Below are 16,196 nucleotides of genomic sequence, written 5' to 3'. Positions count from 1 at the left end.
GGTGGAGCTGGGGGAGCTGGTGCCATTTTGGGGGAACTGCACATTTAGCGTATTTCCTTTGGGTCTATACCCATCTGCCTTAACTTTCCTTCAAGGTAAATAAGAACATCTTGCTTTCCAGCTTCACGTTGAATTTCAGCTAAAGACGCTTGTGGGTGTGGGTTTGTTAGAGGGAAAACTATTCTCAAGTGTAATAACACTTCACTTAGAGATTCGCTTAGAGATAAGTTAGAGATTACCTTAGAGATATGCTTAGCCTTTTATCTTAAGTGTGTGGTAATTATTTCCAAACATCATTCCATGAACCAGTCATAGCACCTTTTGAGTATTCAGTTGCCCGGCCCTCAAAGAAGTTCATGTGTTCATCCAGGGATAAAACCTCTTCCATCCAGACCAGGGGATTCTTTTTAACACCGTAGTTAGGTTTCAATCCAAGCTGTAATAATCGGCGGTCACATATAAAGCGAATATACTGCTTCACATCTTCCTTAGATAAACCTTCAACATCACCCATACCAAAGCATAGGTCGATAAAGTTATCTTCAAGCTCAACCATATTACGGGCTATTTGATATAACTCACCACGGAAGTCATCAGTCCAGATTTCAGGGAATTCATGAATAAACTCATGGAACAGTTTGACCATAGTTTCAACATGCAAACTCTCATCACGGATAGACCAAGTTACTATCTGGCCCATTCCCTTCATCGTCTGCTTTTTAACTTCTCCCAGCTCTCTATTAGGCTCTCTTGAGAAGTTGAGCAGGATTGCAAAACTACTGAACAACTGTAAGCCCTCAGTAAAAGCCGAATAAACGGCAAGCGTTTTGGCGATTTCACGTAATTGCTCCTTACTGTATTCACCATTTTTATTAAAGGCTGTTGGGTCAAAGGAAGATACATATTCATGCTTAGCCAGCATTTCTTCATATTCAGTAAATGCTTTATACTCAGATTCAGGCATACCAATGGTATCCAGAAGCAGGCTGTAAGCGTGAACATGAATCCCTTCCATAGCAGCGAACGCACCGAGAGCCATACGAAGTTCGGTAGGTTTGAACAGAGGTATGAACTTATCGTAGTACCCCTGGGCCACATCAACGTCACCCTGAGTGAAGAAACGAAACAACTGTGTAATCAAGTATTTATCTGAATCACTTAAAGTGTTATTCCAATCTTTAACATCTTCGTGTAGAGGGACTTCTTCAGGTATCCAGTGCATCTTGTTCTGCATTTCAAAGGCTTGGAACGCCCATTCATAATGCAGTGGTTTGTAATAAGAGCGAGCTTTCAGAAGACTCATTAAGCCTCCAAATTATCCAGCAATGCTTCAGCTTCTGACCGGCGTGATTGCGCTTCTTTAATAGTAGCTTCAACCTTATCCATAGCAGTTGTATAAGCTTCCAGAGCCTTATCAGCTCGGTTATTCGCTTCATGGATAGTTTTATCATTTGCAGCTACTTCAGCTTCCAGTGCGCCAATGAATTCAGCTTTCAAAGTATTAATTGATTTAATTTTAAACATTATCGGTTATCTCCTGAACCTTGTAATACATTACGTTGCTTGCGGTCTTCAAGTTTAGCTAAATTGATTTTAGCGACTTCACCCATAGACCAGTTATTATCACGGCAGATACGCGCCACCATCCAAAGAACATCACCCAGCTCTTTCTTTAAACCTTCAACATCCAGCTCACCGTCACCACGAATATGCTTAGCAACTTTATCAGCGACTTCACCCGCCTCCCCTGCTAAACCCAGTATCGGGTATAAAGGGTTTTTGTATATAGCTGTTGAATCAGTTGCTTCAGCATAAAGGTCAAAACTGAACTTACTCATGCCTTCTTACCTTTGATATTCGCAATATTACGTTCATTGGTATCTGAAGAAATATAAGCAAAACCACGCGCTTCAGCATAAGCTTTTAGGGCTTCCTCATTCCACGCAGTATAAGGTGAAGGAGGCACCGTCATAGATAGATTAACTGTGAGGGTTTCATTCCCCTGTTGGCGGGGCTTTTTTGGTGTAGCTTTCGGTGCGTTTTCGTTGTTCATCTAACCATCCTTTTACTTCATCATTAATTGGGAAATGGTGACTGGTAAACATCCATGCCTCATCTTCAACAAACACTTCAGGATAAATAGAATGTTCATCCCAAATATCTGAATAACGCTTACGCATAGTCTGCGTAAACCTAACGCTCATGTCGTAAATACGGTCACTTGCGAAAGGTTCTGGTTCAGTGTTGTAGGAGAGTGAGGCAAGGAGCAGCCACCGTTGGCATTCCTGTATTACAGTCTTAGCTTCATTCGCATCCAAGGCAGGCAGGCTCATCAAACGAAGGGGTCACAGTACGCTCTATTGAAAGGCCGATATTCTCAGCTTTCTTCAGGCTTTCTGAACGGCAGTAGTACAGGGTCTTAACGCCTTTACGCCAAGCGTCTAAATGCAGCATGTGGAAATGCTTTATATCGACATTGGAAGGCACAAAGAGGTTAAGTGATTGAGACTGACAGATATAAGGCTGACGCTCTGCTGCATGTTTAATGACCCAGTTCTGGTCGATTTCCAGGGCAGTCTTGAAGACCTCTTTAAGCTCTGCACTGATATAGCTCAGGTGTTGCACAGAACCACGGTTAGCCCCTATGGACTTCCACTGCTCTGCTACCCATTCACTATCGCTCAGCTCACCTTTGTACTCATTCCGTGCTTCAGCGTGTTGCCAGAGTAAGGCATCCAGGTACTTATTCTTCACTTTGAAGGAACCACTGAGGGTCTTGTGTGTGAAGATATTCGCCTTTATAGGTTCAATGGAAGGTGAAGCCCCACCACAGATAACACTGGAACTGGCGTTAGGTGCGATAGCGATAAGGTGAGCGTTACGCAGTCCGCCTATACCCATATCAGGAGCAGCCCCCAGCTCACTTGAAAGCTTACGGGAAGCCGCCAATGCGCTTGCATGTATCCCCTTGAAGATACGTTCATTAAGGAGTGCAGCACCTACAGACTCAAAAGGAATTCCCTTCGATTGTAGGTAACTGTGCCAGCCCATTGCACCTAAACCTATTGAGCGTTCCTGAGCTGCCGAATAGATAGCTTTAGCCATAGACTCCGGTGCATTCAGGATGAAGAAGGTCAGCACATTATCGAGGAAGCGCACCATATCACTAATGAACAGTGGGTCACTCTTCCACTCATCATAACGTTCAAGGTTCACGCTACTCAGACAGCAGACAGCAGTACGGTCATTATCTGTTGGTAGGGTTATCTCAACACAGAGGTTCGAGTGGTGTACTTTCAAGCCTTTAAGCTGCTGCTCTATTGGCAGCGCATTGTTCACCGTATCAGAGAAAACTATGTAAGGTTCCCCTGTCTGGTGTCGGGTTTCCAGCAAACGTTGCCACAGTTCCAGCGCACATACTGTCTGCACAATGTCACCAGAGTTAGGGTCGATTAAGTGCCAGTCTGTGCTTGTCGCTTTACCTGTAGTGGCGTCTTCAATAATCTCCATGAACTCATCAGAGATACACACACCATGATGCAGGTTAAGGTTCTTCCGGTTAATGTCACCACCAGTGGGCTTACGCATACCAATGAACTCAACAATCTCAGGGTGAGATATATCAAGGAAGGCAGCATAAGAACCTCGACGGGTCATGCCCTGGGAGAAGGCCAGCATTTCACGGTCAACCACACCCATGAAGGGAATGACACCAGAGGACTTAGAGCCTGCTTTGGTTTTGGCACCATCAGAGCGCACATCAGACCATGAACCGCCAATGCCGCCACCCATAGAAGCTAACCAAGCATTTTCAGTATAGTGACTGGTAATACCTTCACGACTGTCTTCTACATAATTGAGGAAACAGCTAATCGGCATACCACGCTGCTTACTGAAGTTTTCAGGGTGCATCTCCCAGCCTTTCAATCGAACAGGGGCATTACTCAGAATCGGAGTAGAGAAACCTACCCATAATTTTGAGGCGTAGTCATAGATGCGCTGTGCCATTTCAGGGCTATCCGAAAAAGCTGTTGCAGCTCTTGCGAACCCTTCTTGTGGGCTTGTTTCTTCAGGGAGTAGGTAACGGTCTTTGAGGGTTTGCTTACCGAAGTCAGTTAAAAGTGAATCACGGTTATAATTAATGTTTATCAAAAGTGTTCCTCAGTGCTGTCACCAGTGTGTGCTTCTTTCTCAGCTTCGAGTTTCAGTAAGTAAATAGCCTCGTTATAACGACCACGGCAAGTTTCAGTAATAATCTCAGCGACATTACCTGTTAGGTCATTCATATAAAGGAAGGCGTTCACAGGAATTATCATATCAAACTCATGTATAACCCTATGTTTAAACTGCAACAGAAGTTGAAGTATATGCCCTGCTTTAGCGAGGTCTTCCAGCCGGTTTTCCTTTTTACGCATAACGTATTTGAGGACATTATAAACACCACCATTGAGGTTATTTACAATACAGAACTCTGCCGGTTGAACACGGAAATGTTTATAGTGGTTTCCCCCACTTGAATATCAGCAGCTTTTACGGTTGCCATAGAATTACCTTATTGTTTGCATAATCAAAATCTGAATGTCGGAGTATTCGAGCTACACGCGCTTGTCGTAGAGCTTCCTCTTCACTTAACCCTTGCTTAGCAAAGGCATGTACTACAGCTTCCCAAGGTGTACTGACTTCGACCTTGCTCCACCGCATTTCGGTAAGCCCTTTCCTGGCACCAGACTTGAATGTATGCTCATACTGTTCCCAGCCTTGAAGCTCTCTAAGAATGGTGTCTGCTGTATCCATACCGATTGAGGGACAGCCTCCATAACCATCCGTAGTGTCGCCAGCAAGGGCTTGACATAGATGATAGTGGTCTGCCATTTCTTCAGTAATATGGCGGGGTTTGGTGTCTTTAGCAGGATTGAACAAGTAGGTAGGTATCGTCTGTAGGTCTTTATCCTCGGAGACGATTATCTTCTTACACTCAGGGTAAAACTCAGGGTTTGTAGCAAGCATCCCCATAACATCATCAGCTTCGAGAGCTTGGATTGTGTGAGTCTCAAATTGAGCTGTCATCCACTCTTTAAGCTCTCTCAAAGCCAATGGTTTACGGACACCTTTCCGATTGCCTTTATAGGTATCCAGAACATCCTTGCGCCAGTTTTGAGAGCCAGTCAACGTGTTAATGATTACAGTGTCTTTCGCATCCAGGCCCAGTTTAATCAGGACAGAATTAATGTATCGGATAACATGATACTTAGCTTCGTCAAATACAGAATGCAGTGTCCAAACTCCATTACTCCATTCAATCTCTACCTCTGAAATACAGGCGGCTTGGTAGGCGACAATATCACCATCAATTAGAAGAACTGTTTTCTGGCTCATATTATTGCCTTATTTAGTTTTAGAGTGGTTATCTTTAAAGGTGTAATAACGCGCTGCATATACCGGCAAACTCATGACATTACTTGCGCCTGTTTGTTGCCAAGCTTTAATAATGTGTTCAGGGTATTCAGGTATTGGGCCTTCAGTTATTTCAGTTTTCTTTTTGCTGCCTTTAATGAATTTGTAAATAACAAAAGCAAAGACAACTACAGCGATTACACTTAGTAAGGTATCGTTCATTTTAGTCTCACTTATGAGCCTTGCTGGTCAAAGCAGCCCAAGCTACCGGATACAAAGGCTGGATGATTTCACCCACCGCTTTTGCCAGTTCTTGAATCTCACCTTGAGCGTCTTTAGCGGCTCGTTTGTTGTAGAAGTTTGCAAAGCTCATTAGGTTGCCAGTCCAAATCCAATTCACTACAGCCCCTTGAGGCAAAGCAAATCTAGCCTGCTCTTCACAGATACCATGAGCCAGAAGGTCTTCGTATGCGTCAATAGCCACCTGAGTCGAAATAGCATAAATCTCTGTAGCTATCTCTTCTGTCCGGTCATCAACCAGGCCACCACTACCCTGCTTCTTATCTGAAGTAGACTGACGCCAATCAGGGAAGAAGATTTCAGGAAGGCTTGAGATATACCGGCGGCTTTCTTCATTCTCCACGAAACCAACTTTATGCTTGAAGCATTGGGTACGGATCGGGATAGGTGCAGCCATTCGTAATGTGAGTGCAGTGTGTCCGAAAGGTGTCCAGTGGTCGTGCTTAGCAAGGAAAGCAATCAAGCTTTTATCCTTGTCCATAAGTTCAGGTTCAGGAATCTCACGCTGCTCCATAAAGAGACTATTCAGGCGCTCAGCTTCAGCGATAGCTTCAGTGTTGCCCCACATAGACACCTTATCAAAGGACACCCGCGCAGCATTCACCACAGAGAGGTCAGAACCCATGTGGTCTACATATTCAGCTTTCACTTATAGATACCCCAACACTACGCCCAAAGGGTAATAAGAATTCCAGCGATACGCGCCACCTCTAAACCAGTAATAGCATCAGCACCTACCAGTTTGATAATGTTCGTTACCCAGCCATAGCCAATTAACCCAACAAACAGTAACCAGATACTTACAAATAGAGCTTTCATTTAATATTCCAAATCTTCTTCAAGGGTTATGGGATAGCCGTTCCAGATACCTACAGAACCTAAAGGGGGAGCAAAGTGTGCTTTAGCTACAAGCTGTCTGGAGCCTACGTTACGTAGCTCATCCCACTCATCACGGGAAAGTACAATTTCTTTTACCTTCAGGTTCCTTACCTTGGCCTCTTGGAGCGCCTTGATAATCTTGTCTTGAATACCCACTTCAGTAATCAGTCTCATGCGTATTCACCTCGCTTAACCATGAACCAGCACTTACGGTAGATACCAGAGATACCGCCTTCAGAACGGATTTCAGAAGCTACTTCACGACACATTTCCACAGCCGCAAGTACATAAATCAGTACAGGCCATGTGATAAGTAGGAATACTGCCTTTGTGCGGAACCATAATTTACCCATTTAGTTTCTCCTTGAGGTCTGTGAAGCCACCAATCAGCTCACCTTGAAAGGTTATTTGAGGTACTGAACGCTTCTTAAAGCTCAAGTACGTATCGAAGGCTGCTTCATCTTCTTGGATATTGTGAAAGGTGTATGGAAGCATTCGTGCATCCAGTAAGTTTTTAGCATCGGTACAAGCCGGACAGCTTGTAGTCCCATAGATTACGTACTTAGGCATAGAGTCCTCATTTGATTTGATTTGTCATAAGTGTGTGGTAATTAATGCGTGTCAGCCCAAGAAGCTCCAACACCATGTTCGGAGTCCAGAGGACACTTGAAGCAGAAGGTATCACCGACCAGTGCAGCAGCCTGTTTAGCGATAGCACCTAATTGGTCTGCAATTTCTTGGTTACGGCAAGCAACCTGCATTTCATCATGTACCCATGCACATAAGGCATAGTCACCGTCCCAGCCGTGTTTAAAGCCTGCTTCCTGAGCCAAGCGTTCAAACTCAACAATCCACAGTTTGCAGATAATGGCACCGGCACTTTGCAGTAAGGTGTTCAGTGCAGCGTGTGCAGAACGGACAAAGACTTGTCGCCCATCAAGACCACGAAGCCACCCACGTTTAGCCGCTAATTGAACAGCATCCCGAAGCTTCTTGAGTGCCGGAGTGTTCTTCAGGAATTTATTCTTGAGGCTTTTACCTACCTTTGCCTTCTCATCAGGCTCAAGCAGTGCATCAACAATATCACCTATCTTTTCGTCACCAGCCCCATAAAGGAAGGCATAGATGAAGGTCTTGGCTTGGCTACGCTCAAGGAGTCCAGCAGCCATTTGATTAGCTGTGTGAATGTCACCATTGAGGATTTCCTGAATGTAAGCCCCACCATCCCACTTAGCCATAAAGTGACCGAGACAGCGCAGCTCAAGGCCGGACATATCCGTACCCATGAGAAGCCAGCCTCTAGGGACTGTGAATAGCTCTCGACACTCACGCCCGAAGGGTGCGCCACAGGAAGGCACCTGGCCAATGTTAGGAAAGCTGTGTGTAGCTCGCCCTGTTACAGCACCGTTAGGATTGATTGAGCCGTGTATCCGTCCATCACGCTTTACCTGCCTAAGCCAGCCTTGGTCGCCCTCAGCTAACTGGCCGATACGCTTCTGAAGCATGAAATACTCTTTTAGAATCTCTGCTTCTGGTATCGCTGTGATAGTCGATAGTGTTGTCTCATCGACCTTTGGCTGTCCGTTGTCAGTAAACTCTGTAGGCTTCCAGCCACGCTCTAAAAGAACCTTAGCTACGTGCTGTCTGCTTGCAGGGTTAAACTCAACGAAGGTTACAGGTGTGAAGGGTGCATCTATCGTCCGGTCAGCTCTCAGGGGGTCTTTGTAGCAGACTGAGCGTTTCGGCCTAACAACGTCTGAAGATACGGCCCATGACCCGAAGGTATCTATGAGCTGGGTCTTGATACTGTTACGCCTGGCTGCAAGCTTACTGTAGAGGGTAACTGCTTTCTTCTCGTCAAAGACAAAGCCGTTTCGCTCCATCTTAGCGAGTAGCCATGCAGCCCTTGTTTCAAGTCGTAGAGCTGTGTCAGGGTACTGCTTCGCTTCGATACGCTTCCAGAGACTGTATGTTACCCACACATCCTGTTCGCAGTAGTCCAGCATTTCTTCAGAGAAGGTAGACCACGCATCTTCCTGTTCACCGTAATCGCCCTTGTAGTTACCTAAGCGGTAGCCCCAAGCTTTCAGCGAGTGTGAACCAAAGAGTTTAGGTGGTAGCCTGAAGCCCCTTTAGAAGCTCGGTACTTAGCAATCTGTTTAACATCCAGGTCTTTTATGTTTGACCATATAAGCCTTGTGTAAACTAGAGTGTCGTGGTGGTAAGCAGTAGGATTGTATGAGGGGTATAGTTTGCGGATTACAGGGTCATCATACTTAATGATGTTATGTCCGATTAACTCATCAGCTTGAGATAAGAGCTTTAAGCCATTCTGAATCTCATGTGGCCTGAACTTGAATACCTTGTCAGTATCAACATCAATAGCCACTATGCAGTGAATTTTCGTTACATCATCGTATAGACCGTCTGTTTCAATATCATAAGCTAAGCGCAATACGCCTCCTTAAAGTAAGCCTTGCATCCTTTGGCGAATGTATGAACCAATCCCATCAGCTTCACGCTGGCCCACCGCTTCAGCGATATGCTCAATGACTTCCTCTACCCCTGCTGATTGACGGTCTAAGCGTGTCTGGCACTGGCGCATCTGTTGCTTAACCAAAGCCAGTTCAGCCTGTAGAGTGACGACTTCAGATTGAAGCTGGTCTACTTGGCGTGAACGGAACAAACGTGTAAGAGATTTGAACTGGTTCATATTTAGGCTCACTTGTGGTTCTTTAAGTTAAAAAGGGTTATCGTCTTCTTCTGGAATAGGAGACATACTTTCTTCAAAAGGCTCTTGTTCTGTCTTACGGCCCGTCTTAGGGTTATAAACAAGGTTTGTGGTCTGGCCGGTACTATGGCCGGTGTAACGGTCTTTCAGTATCCGAAGTATGGTCAGGTTCTTCTCAACATCGTTCTCAGCCTGCTGGTCACGCTCCAATGCTAATACGAAGTTCGCATACTGCACATTTGCCTTACCACCAGCGAAGTCATCAAGGGATACACGGCCACCTTCTTCATGGCTTGGCCCATCTGACTTACGAAGGTGAGACACATAGAACAAGGTGAAAGGCAGCTCTTTGTTCAGGTCATTAAGACCCCGCATAAGCTTCTTGAGTGTAGAAAGCTGCTCACGCTCCCCTACCATATCCATAATGTAAGTTATGTGGTCTAAGAATACGTGGCGTACACCGAGAGCTACGACTGCATACCGGATAAGGCTTAGCAGGTCATCAGTATCAAGCCCATTCCCTACATCGTACATGAAGAGATTTTCAGCTATCCGCTGCTTTGTTTGCCATTTCTTATCAGGACAGTATTTAGCGTCAGGAACATGGTAAAGCTTGCTGTCTACCTTCCCTGCTATGGTGTCCATCGTTAAGGTCTGGTTCGGCTCTTCCAAGAGGAAGGCTAGAACTTTCTGGTCATGTTCAACAATCAAGTGAGCCATGATTTCCTTCAGCACATCCGTCTTACCACAACCAGTGCCGGAGCCAATCGCAATCATTTCATGCGGTCTAATTCCGTAGGTTGCAGCAGTCAGGAAGGGGTATGGATAAGAAAGACCCCATTCAATTGCCACATCGCCTTTTTCCAGTACGTCAACACCTGAGACAATGCCATGTGGCTTATAGGGTTTAGCTCCCCATATAGCCTTTATGATTTCGTCTGAAGCATCCTCCATCAAAGCCTGATTTGCGTCTTTGAACCCTTGGATGGTAGCGATACGACATTTCCCTACTGGGAAGAGTGGAGCGCATTCAGCGATAGCCTTCTGGCCGGCCTCATCATTATCAAACATCAGAATGACTTCATCGAACTGGCTGAAGTATTCCATGTGTTGGCTGAACGCTTTCTTAGCACCATCAGCACCGTTAGGGACAGATAATGCAGGGTACTTGTTACCTTGAACCTGAGACACTGACATAGCATCCAAGTGGCCTTCAGTAACTACGACCTTCATTCCCCTGGAAACGAGGTTCATCCCAAAGAAAGGCTTCTTGCTGAAGTCACCGATAATAGGAAAGTCTTTATCTTTGGTGCGTACCTGCTGGGCCACTATGGAACCATCCGGTAATGATAGTGGTGCAAGGTGTACCAGCTCACCCTTGTAACGACCCACCTTGTAGCCGTATAAAGCACAGGTGTCAGCATTAATGCCACGCGCCTTTAAGGGCTTCACCTCGCCATGAATTAAATCCATCTTTACCACCTTTCTTGAAGCTTGTTTTACCTCACCGTCAGCAGGCTCATAATATTCACACCCTGAAGAAAAACAGTAAGCGTGTCCGTCTGAATACCGTGCAAGATTGTCTCTCGACCCACATTCAGGACAAGGCTCTTTGCGTATTAATACAGACTGCTCCCTTTCCATTACCGAGTTACCAGTTCTTTACCTAAGTTTGCTCGAATAATATTTTGGACGATTGCACTACGGTCAGGAAAATAAGTTGCTGTCCGGTCTTCTGCATAATTAGCAAAGGTCAGGAAGCCGACTTTGTTTAGTTTGTGTATCACTGCTGCCAGGCGGGTAATACGGTAAAGGCCGATAGCTTCAATTGAAGTAATTGAGCCATACTTAGCTAAATGTTTAACTACTTTTTCTGCTTGAGTCATGTGTCTTTCCTATAAAAGAAAAACCCCACCGTACATATAATTAAATATGAAGAGGATGGGGTCATGTTTATTTGTAAGGTTTACTTCAGGTTTTCTTTAACCCATTCGCGTGTGTCGAAACAGGGACAGGCTTTTGCGACATTGGGTAAGTCACGATGCCCCAGTATCTCTGCCGTTTCGTAACGTGCTTTGAGGACTGTGAGTGTTGCTTGGAGTGTTTTGAATTGCGCATCTGTAAAATTATTCACAGCCTTGTTGTGGTCATCAGCAGAAACACCGCCGACCATGCAAACAGAAACACTGTTGGAGTTATAACCGTGTGCATGAGCGCCTACAGCATTTTCATTACGGCCTACTTCGAGTGTCCCATCACGTTTAATTACGTAGTGGTAGCCAATCTTCAACCAGCCACGGCCACGATGCCAACGGTCAATATCGTATGCGCCAATATCCTGATTTTCATTTGTTGCGGAACAATGCACTACGATAAAGTCAGTGCGGTTTCTTTGTTTAGTTGCCATAAGGGAATTTGTTTACCATATCTGGTACGTATTCAGATAGTTTGAAGATTATTTCATCATCACCTCTTTTAACGACCTGCTTCTCAACACCCAGTTTAAATATCTTGGAGTCATTGAATAGGTAGCGTTTCTGTAATACGTCTATAAAGGGTTTAAGACAATTATCAATATCAGAGCGTGTGTTTGAATAACGCACTAATATATGGAGAGTTAATCGTCCATCTGGAATTTCGAGGTCTTGGAGAAAAGAGATTAAAGCCTCTTCATACTTCCGGTATGCGGCTGTTTTAGTTTTCTTACCGTAGTATGAGTCGTTTGCACTGAGAGGCTTATGGTTAGTCTTAACCCAAGGATTAGAAGTCTGGCTCACCTGAGTCATTACCTTCACCTGAATTGAAGCCACCTTCTTCTTCACCGAATGGGGTATCGTTCATTTCATCAGCATCAAAGCCACCGTCTTCTTCACCGAAGCCAAAGGCAGAGGCATCTTTCTTACCGCCGAACTCGACCAGCTCTTTAATCTGAACAGCCTTCAGACGCAGAGTGATACCGACTTCTTTTGTGTCAGCTTTGAAGTAAGGAGCTGTTTCATAAGCAACCTTAACGATTGAACCAGTGCCTACATTGATTTTCTTGGTGATAATCTGGCCCTTGGCGTCATAGACCACCGGCTTCTGTGTGAAGGTCTTGCCAGCGTATTTACCGTTCTTAACTTCAACCACAGCAGCCATTTTGAAATTAAAGCCGATACGTCCTGTTTCTTCGCCTTCTTCATCCAGCTCTTCCGTGTAAGGGTTACGCGGCTTCATCACCTTCTTGAACTTTGGCTTTTCTTCCTGCATCTGTTCGTAAGCTTCTTGCAGCTTCTCATCCAGGTAGCCCATCAGGGACTGTGCATCGTCACCATCCAGCATGAGCTTACAGTTGTACTCACCGCTGGCTTTGAACTTAGTGTCCGGCTCAAACAGCTTAGGGAAAGATGCTTCACCGAAAGGGGTAGTGTTTGGTTTACTCATTGTGCTTGTCTCGCTTTATTTAATTGCTTTTGCCTGAAGTGCATCAACATCGAAGCCTTCAGAAGTGAGTGCCATGTAGAGGTCTACAGGGACTTGTTCGCCTTTATCCCAATAGAAGACATAGGCTTTGGTCAGATTGGTCATTGGTATTCCTTAAGTTCAGTTTGAGATAAAAACGAAAAAACCGCCTTGGTTTCCCTTGGCGGCTTGATTTGTCATAAGTGTGTGGTAATTGTTTAAGCGGTTGCGTTCATAGGCTTTCCTAGTGTTGGATTGAAGGGAACGATTTGATTTGTCATAAGTGTGGGGTAATTATCCCCAAGCAGCACTTAGAGTCCCAAGCAGCCTTGCGGCCTCTTCCCGAACAGCTCTGTGATAGTCATCAGGGCGCATCACAATCACCTCTGTCTGGAAGCCTACTGAGTCACTGCGTAGGTTTAGATATTTCTCTATTTCCATAACTGAAGAGTCCAACAACTCATGCGCTATTTTTCGAGCGAGTTCCTTTCGCGCTATGAGTTCTACAGACTCAATATTTATACACTCAAGTTCCATCCTGTATATTTCAAAAGCAGCATGTAGTTTCATGGTTTACCTCTCAATTTGATTTGATTTGTCATAAGTGTGTGGTAATTAATTTGGGTCTGTCTCACTTGTGGTTACTTTAGGCAAAGCAATAGCGTGATTGCAGGACAATCTCTAAATCCAAGTTACCTTTTTCCGGTGTTGGCGGTAGTTCCTCTCGCGCTTCCAGGCTTAACTGCTCCAACATTTCATCCCTGAAGTTTTCCATAACGTCATGCTCTGAGTAGAGTTCAACGAAGGCTTCACGGATGATAGTAAACAGACCGTCCTTGCCTCCTGTCCTGCTTGCCAGTGTACCAAAGCTGTCATGAATCAGAGCCAGACTTACATCTAAGCCTTTTTCACGTAAGCGTTCAGCAAATCTTGCAGTAACCAGCAGTAGGTGAGAGCTGTCCATACTGTGTACGAAGTTTGGAGCCACTGAGGAAGCTGACTTACGGACATTCACTTTATCTTCAGCCCTATGGATACTCAGTACAGTCCGTTTACCGGCAAGTGTAGTCTCCACCCTTTGGTGTTTAGTCTCCTTGTAGTCCTGCTGAACAGGGAAACCTAAAGGCGTAGTCCAGCGCACAGGTAAGCCTTCTGCTGCAACCATCTTAGCGGCCACTTGTAACCACTCCATAGCTTCACCAGCCTTCAGTACAGTGGAGCGCACAGCGTCCCATAGCTCTTTAGCCATTAGGCCAGATGCCATGAAGCCGTCACCCTTGAACGGGAACATTTCAGCGAACTTCTCTTCACTCACCAAGCCACGCTGAATATCACCCAACAGGTCACGCTTAGCTGGGCTTAGAATGTCTTCCATAAGCTGCTCACGAAACCCAAACTCTTTAGAGCCATAAGGGAAGGTCATAACGCTACGCTTAGCTGTCTTCCGGCTTACACCGAACTTGAGCCAGTGGTAAGAAGCCATAGTCCATTCAAAGGCTTTACGGCCTTCCTTAACCATATCAGAAGGTTTTTCCTTGGCTTCCGTAGGCTTGAAGTCAACACACTCATTCAGGAACTTAGCAAGACCATCCGGTTTACCTTCAGGGTTATGCTCAAAGTAGATAGCCTTCACCTTAGCAACAGCCAGTTCTTTTGCAGTAGTGTCTGTAAGCTCGTCAAAGCGGTCATCAAGGCGTTTTCTCAGTGAAGCTTCAGCTTTATCCATAACTTCCTGATAAATGTCTGAGGGCTTATCTGAGGGCAGCAGGTTCACACTCTTCCCTGTCACTTCACAGCGCAGTGCCATACCGAAGTTCTGAAGGCCCGAACAAGAACCATCCAGGGCGATAGGAATGCGGGTAACATGCTTGAGTCCGTTCTGCATATAACCAGCCCACTCACGCGCAGCAACTACAGCTTGGAAGGGTTTGTCTGCATCAGACCATTGGCGATTGTCATAAGGATTCTCAGCGATAGCCACAAGCATTTCAGTGTTGTCTTTAGTCCACTGGATGCGGTCTTCAAAGCTCACCTTGTCAACACCAAACAAGTTAGCTATATGAACAGCCAACCAATCAGCAGCTTCCTCCGTCCCTAGAGCCTCACCATTGGCGAATTGCAGTAAGCTCTTCACATAGTCTTCCCCTTGTGGAGAAAGGGCAGGAACACAGTACACACGGCCTCTGAAGTCCAATGTCCAAGGCATGTAGATTGAGGGGAAGTCAGCGTAGCGTTCAGCAGTCTTCAAGATTGAGAATAGGCGTTGACGTTTAGCGGTTAACTTCAGGTTAGCTTCGTATACCCTAGCAGCTCCTATACGCCACTCTAAGCGGCTTACTTCGTTATCGTCTATATCGGCTGGCTTTTCGGGTAACGTGTAATCTGTAGCCCTTGGAAGTCCTCCTAGCTCACTATCTGTGTGTGCAAGAGAGTTCAGCAGTTCAAGCTGTTCCTTGTTGACCTTCCATGCTGTCTTCTGAATGGCATTAAGTGCCTTATAGACCAGAGGCATGTCATGGTTAGCCAGTTCTTCCAGGTAATTCCTGTTGCTTGTCTTAACCAGACGCAAGGGACGTACCAAAGAAGTCAGATAACCACCTGAAACCGGAGACAACCAATCAAGAGGTTCAATTATCATAGGCTCATAGATTGGGCGCATCACTGCGTTATAAGCGTTAGCTTCTTTAATCCATTTCAGAGTGTCCGGTGTGGCTTGAAGGTAAGAGACAGTCTTAACACCGTCCTTTATGCCCTTCGCCTTGGCACCATGCTTGACCTCTTCCACGATACCAACTGCATCCAGCATACAGGTAATGAGTACAGACCCTACCAGCAGCTTAGTCTTCTGACACCAGTAGTCCCATTCAATCCCATGAGCGTCTTGGATGAACACAGACACATTACGCTTACGGCTATACTCACTCTTCCTTCTCTGAGCTTTATCAATATTCTTAAAGGTGTATTTATCCTTGGCTCGGACTTCTTTAAGCCGTATCTGGTCTTCAATCATTCCACCTATTTCAATAGCAATGGAAGTTGTAGGTCTACCTTTAGAAAGGCTGTTCAAGACAGACTTAAGAGTAATGAAGGCAGCTTCCCTTGCATCTATGTCTTTGAGGTACTTCAGTGCTACATGCCTTCTACCAGCTTTAAGCTCTGCCTGTTCTCTCCAAGCTTTAATCTCTTCAGCCAGTATTTCAGCCTTAGTGTCAATCAGACGCTGTGCGTATGTGGTATCACTCTCTCCACCTCTTCCTATGGCTTTAGTCAGATTACGTTCATACCTTTCTACACCGGCCTGAGTCATTTCTTCTTCTAACTCTGCTTGTGTTGTGTATAGGGCAGTCAGACTTTCATCTATCTCAAGTATTCTCAGTGATTTGTTATCAGTCATAGGTCTTCTCTCTTTTCTGTGTGTCTGTGTGTTGTGTGTCTGTCTTGTGTTTATCTT

Annotated in this window: 24 protein-coding genes; all 24 read right to left on the bottom strand. The window is 45.3% G+C overall.

The genetic code is table 11. The annotated features are described in order from the left end of the window. Positions 1 to 280 precede the first annotated feature (280 nt). Positions 281 to 1,303 (bottom strand): ribonucleotide-diphosphate reductase subunit beta, encoded by a 1,023-nt coding sequence (locus tag LH51_RS16150; protein WP_036524097.1) that lies wholly within the window; start codon positions 1,301 to 1,303, stop codon positions 281 to 283. Then, positions 1,303 to 1,524, bottom strand: a complete 222-nt coding sequence (locus tag LH51_RS16145) for a hypothetical protein (protein WP_036524092.1) — start codon at positions 1,522 to 1,524, stop codon at positions 1,303 to 1,305. Before LH51_RS16145 ends, LH51_RS16150 begins: the two co-directional genes overlap by 1 nt. Beyond that, the gene (locus LH51_RS16140; RefSeq protein ID WP_036524089.1) at positions 1,524 to 1,838 is read right to left on the bottom strand and encodes a nucleoside triphosphate pyrophosphohydrolase family protein; all 315 of its coding nucleotides are present in this window, start codon (positions 1,836 to 1,838) and stop codon (positions 1,524 to 1,526) included. Before LH51_RS16140 ends, LH51_RS16145 begins: the two co-directional genes overlap by 1 nt. Next, positions 1,835 to 2,053 (bottom strand): hypothetical protein, encoded by a 219-nt coding sequence (locus LH51_RS20665; RefSeq protein ID WP_144244303.1) that lies wholly within the window; start codon positions 2,051 to 2,053, stop codon positions 1,835 to 1,837. The genes LH51_RS16140 and LH51_RS20665 overlap by 4 nt, the downstream gene beginning before the upstream one ends. Then, positions 1,995 to 2,180, bottom strand: a complete 186-nt coding sequence (locus LH51_RS20910; protein WP_036524084.1) for a hypothetical protein — start codon at positions 2,178 to 2,180, stop codon at positions 1,995 to 1,997. Before LH51_RS20910 ends, LH51_RS20665 begins: the two co-directional genes overlap by 59 nt. A 124-nt stretch (positions 2,181 to 2,304) precedes the next feature. Beyond that, a complete protein-coding gene (locus LH51_RS16130; RefSeq protein WP_036524081.1) occupies positions 2,305 to 4,152 on the bottom strand; it encodes a ribonucleoside-diphosphate reductase subunit alpha in 1,848 nt (615 codons plus the stop codon). Beyond that, a complete protein-coding gene (locus tag LH51_RS16125; protein ID WP_036524078.1) occupies positions 4,149 to 4,415 on the bottom strand; it encodes a hypothetical protein in 267 nt (88 codons plus the stop codon). Before LH51_RS16125 ends, LH51_RS16130 begins: the two co-directional genes overlap by 4 nt. 115 nt (positions 4,416 to 4,530) lie before the next feature. Further along, on the bottom strand, positions 4,531 to 5,376 hold the full coding sequence (locus LH51_RS16120) for a hypothetical protein (protein WP_036524075.1): 846 nt from the start codon (positions 5,374 to 5,376) through the stop codon (positions 4,531 to 4,533). Positions 5,377 to 5,385: 9 nt separating this feature from the next. After that, the gene (locus LH51_RS16115) at positions 5,386 to 5,616 is read right to left on the bottom strand and encodes a hypothetical protein (protein ID WP_036524073.1); all 231 of its coding nucleotides are present in this window, start codon (positions 5,614 to 5,616) and stop codon (positions 5,386 to 5,388) included. A 7-nt stretch (positions 5,617 to 5,623) separates the two neighbouring features. Further along, positions 5,624 to 6,343, bottom strand: coding sequence for an FAD-dependent thymidylate synthase (thyX, locus tag LH51_RS16110; RefSeq protein WP_036524069.1), 720 nt, complete (start codon positions 6,341 to 6,343; stop codon positions 5,624 to 5,626). A gap of 17 nt (positions 6,344 to 6,360) precedes the next feature. Beyond that, positions 6,361 to 6,513 (bottom strand): hypothetical protein, encoded by a 153-nt coding sequence (locus LH51_RS20905; protein WP_160173749.1) that lies wholly within the window; start codon positions 6,511 to 6,513, stop codon positions 6,361 to 6,363. Continuing rightward, positions 6,514 to 6,747 carry a hypothetical protein gene (locus LH51_RS16105; RefSeq protein WP_036524065.1) on the bottom strand — a complete coding sequence of 78 codons (234 nt, stop codon included), beginning with the start codon at positions 6,745 to 6,747 and terminating at the stop codon, positions 6,514 to 6,516. Continuing rightward, positions 6,744 to 6,926: a hypothetical protein gene (locus LH51_RS16100; protein ID WP_036524061.1), complete on the bottom strand. Its 183-nt coding sequence runs from the start codon at positions 6,924 to 6,926 to the stop codon at positions 6,744 to 6,746. Before LH51_RS16100 ends, LH51_RS16105 begins: the two co-directional genes overlap by 4 nt. Beyond that, positions 6,919 to 7,143, bottom strand: a complete 225-nt coding sequence (locus LH51_RS24940) for a glutaredoxin family protein (RefSeq protein WP_036524058.1) — start codon at positions 7,141 to 7,143, stop codon at positions 6,919 to 6,921. Before LH51_RS24940 ends, LH51_RS16100 begins: the two co-directional genes overlap by 8 nt. 41 nt (positions 7,144 to 7,184) lie before the next feature. After that, the gene (locus LH51_RS16090) at positions 7,185 to 8,555 is read right to left on the bottom strand and encodes a DNA polymerase (RefSeq protein WP_200882043.1); all 1,371 of its coding nucleotides are present in this window, start codon (positions 8,553 to 8,555) and stop codon (positions 7,185 to 7,187) included. A gap of 104 nt (positions 8,556 to 8,659) precedes the next feature. After that, positions 8,660 to 9,028, bottom strand: a complete 369-nt coding sequence (locus tag LH51_RS24935) for a ribonuclease H-like domain-containing protein (RefSeq protein WP_052063860.1) — start codon at positions 9,026 to 9,028, stop codon at positions 8,660 to 8,662. Positions 9,029 to 9,037: 9 nt separating this feature from the next. After that, complete coding sequence (locus LH51_RS16085) at positions 9,038 to 9,286, bottom strand: hypothetical protein (RefSeq protein ID WP_036524055.1); 249 nt, start codon at positions 9,284 to 9,286, stop codon at positions 9,038 to 9,040. A 27-nt stretch (positions 9,287 to 9,313) separates the two neighbouring features. Continuing rightward, the gene (locus LH51_RS16080; protein WP_160173748.1) at positions 9,314 to 10,777 is read right to left on the bottom strand and encodes a DnaB-like helicase C-terminal domain-containing protein; all 1,464 of its coding nucleotides are present in this window, start codon (positions 10,775 to 10,777) and stop codon (positions 9,314 to 9,316) included. A gap of 170 nt (positions 10,778 to 10,947) precedes the next feature. Further along, on the bottom strand, positions 10,948 to 11,190 hold the full coding sequence (locus LH51_RS16075; RefSeq protein ID WP_036524051.1) for a helix-turn-helix domain-containing protein: 243 nt from the start codon (positions 11,188 to 11,190) through the stop codon (positions 10,948 to 10,950). Between the two features lie 80 nt (positions 11,191 to 11,270). Then, positions 11,271 to 11,711, bottom strand: a complete 441-nt coding sequence (locus tag LH51_RS16070; RefSeq protein WP_036524048.1) for an N-acetylmuramoyl-L-alanine amidase — start codon at positions 11,709 to 11,711, stop codon at positions 11,271 to 11,273. Further along, positions 11,701 to 12,090 carry a RusA family crossover junction endodeoxyribonuclease gene (locus LH51_RS16065; RefSeq protein ID WP_052063858.1) on the bottom strand — a complete coding sequence of 130 codons (390 nt, stop codon included), beginning with the start codon at positions 12,088 to 12,090 and terminating at the stop codon, positions 11,701 to 11,703. Before LH51_RS16065 ends, LH51_RS16070 begins: the two co-directional genes overlap by 11 nt. Next, positions 12,065 to 12,727, bottom strand: a complete 663-nt coding sequence (locus tag LH51_RS19515) for an ssDNA-binding protein (protein WP_052063857.1) — start codon at positions 12,725 to 12,727, stop codon at positions 12,065 to 12,067. The genes LH51_RS16065 and LH51_RS19515 overlap by 26 nt, the downstream gene beginning before the upstream one ends. Before the next feature lie 15 nt (positions 12,728 to 12,742). Beyond that, complete coding sequence (locus tag LH51_RS23730) at positions 12,743 to 12,871, bottom strand: hypothetical protein (RefSeq protein WP_268746590.1); 129 nt, start codon at positions 12,869 to 12,871, stop codon at positions 12,743 to 12,745. 520 nt (positions 12,872 to 13,391) lie between these two features. After that, on the bottom strand, positions 13,392 to 16,139 hold the full coding sequence (locus tag LH51_RS16050) for a DNA-directed RNA polymerase (protein WP_036524042.1): 2,748 nt from the start codon (positions 16,137 to 16,139) through the stop codon (positions 13,392 to 13,394). Positions 16,140 to 16,196 lie beyond the last annotated feature (57 nt).

The sequence above is a fragment of the Nitrincola sp. A-D6 genome (assembly GCF_000764495.1).
Taxonomy (GTDB): domain Bacteria; phylum Pseudomonadota; class Gammaproteobacteria; order Pseudomonadales; family Balneatricaceae; genus Nitrincola.
The sequence above is the reverse complement of the archived record's forward strand: the minus strand, read 5'-3'. Positions and strand labels throughout refer to the sequence as shown.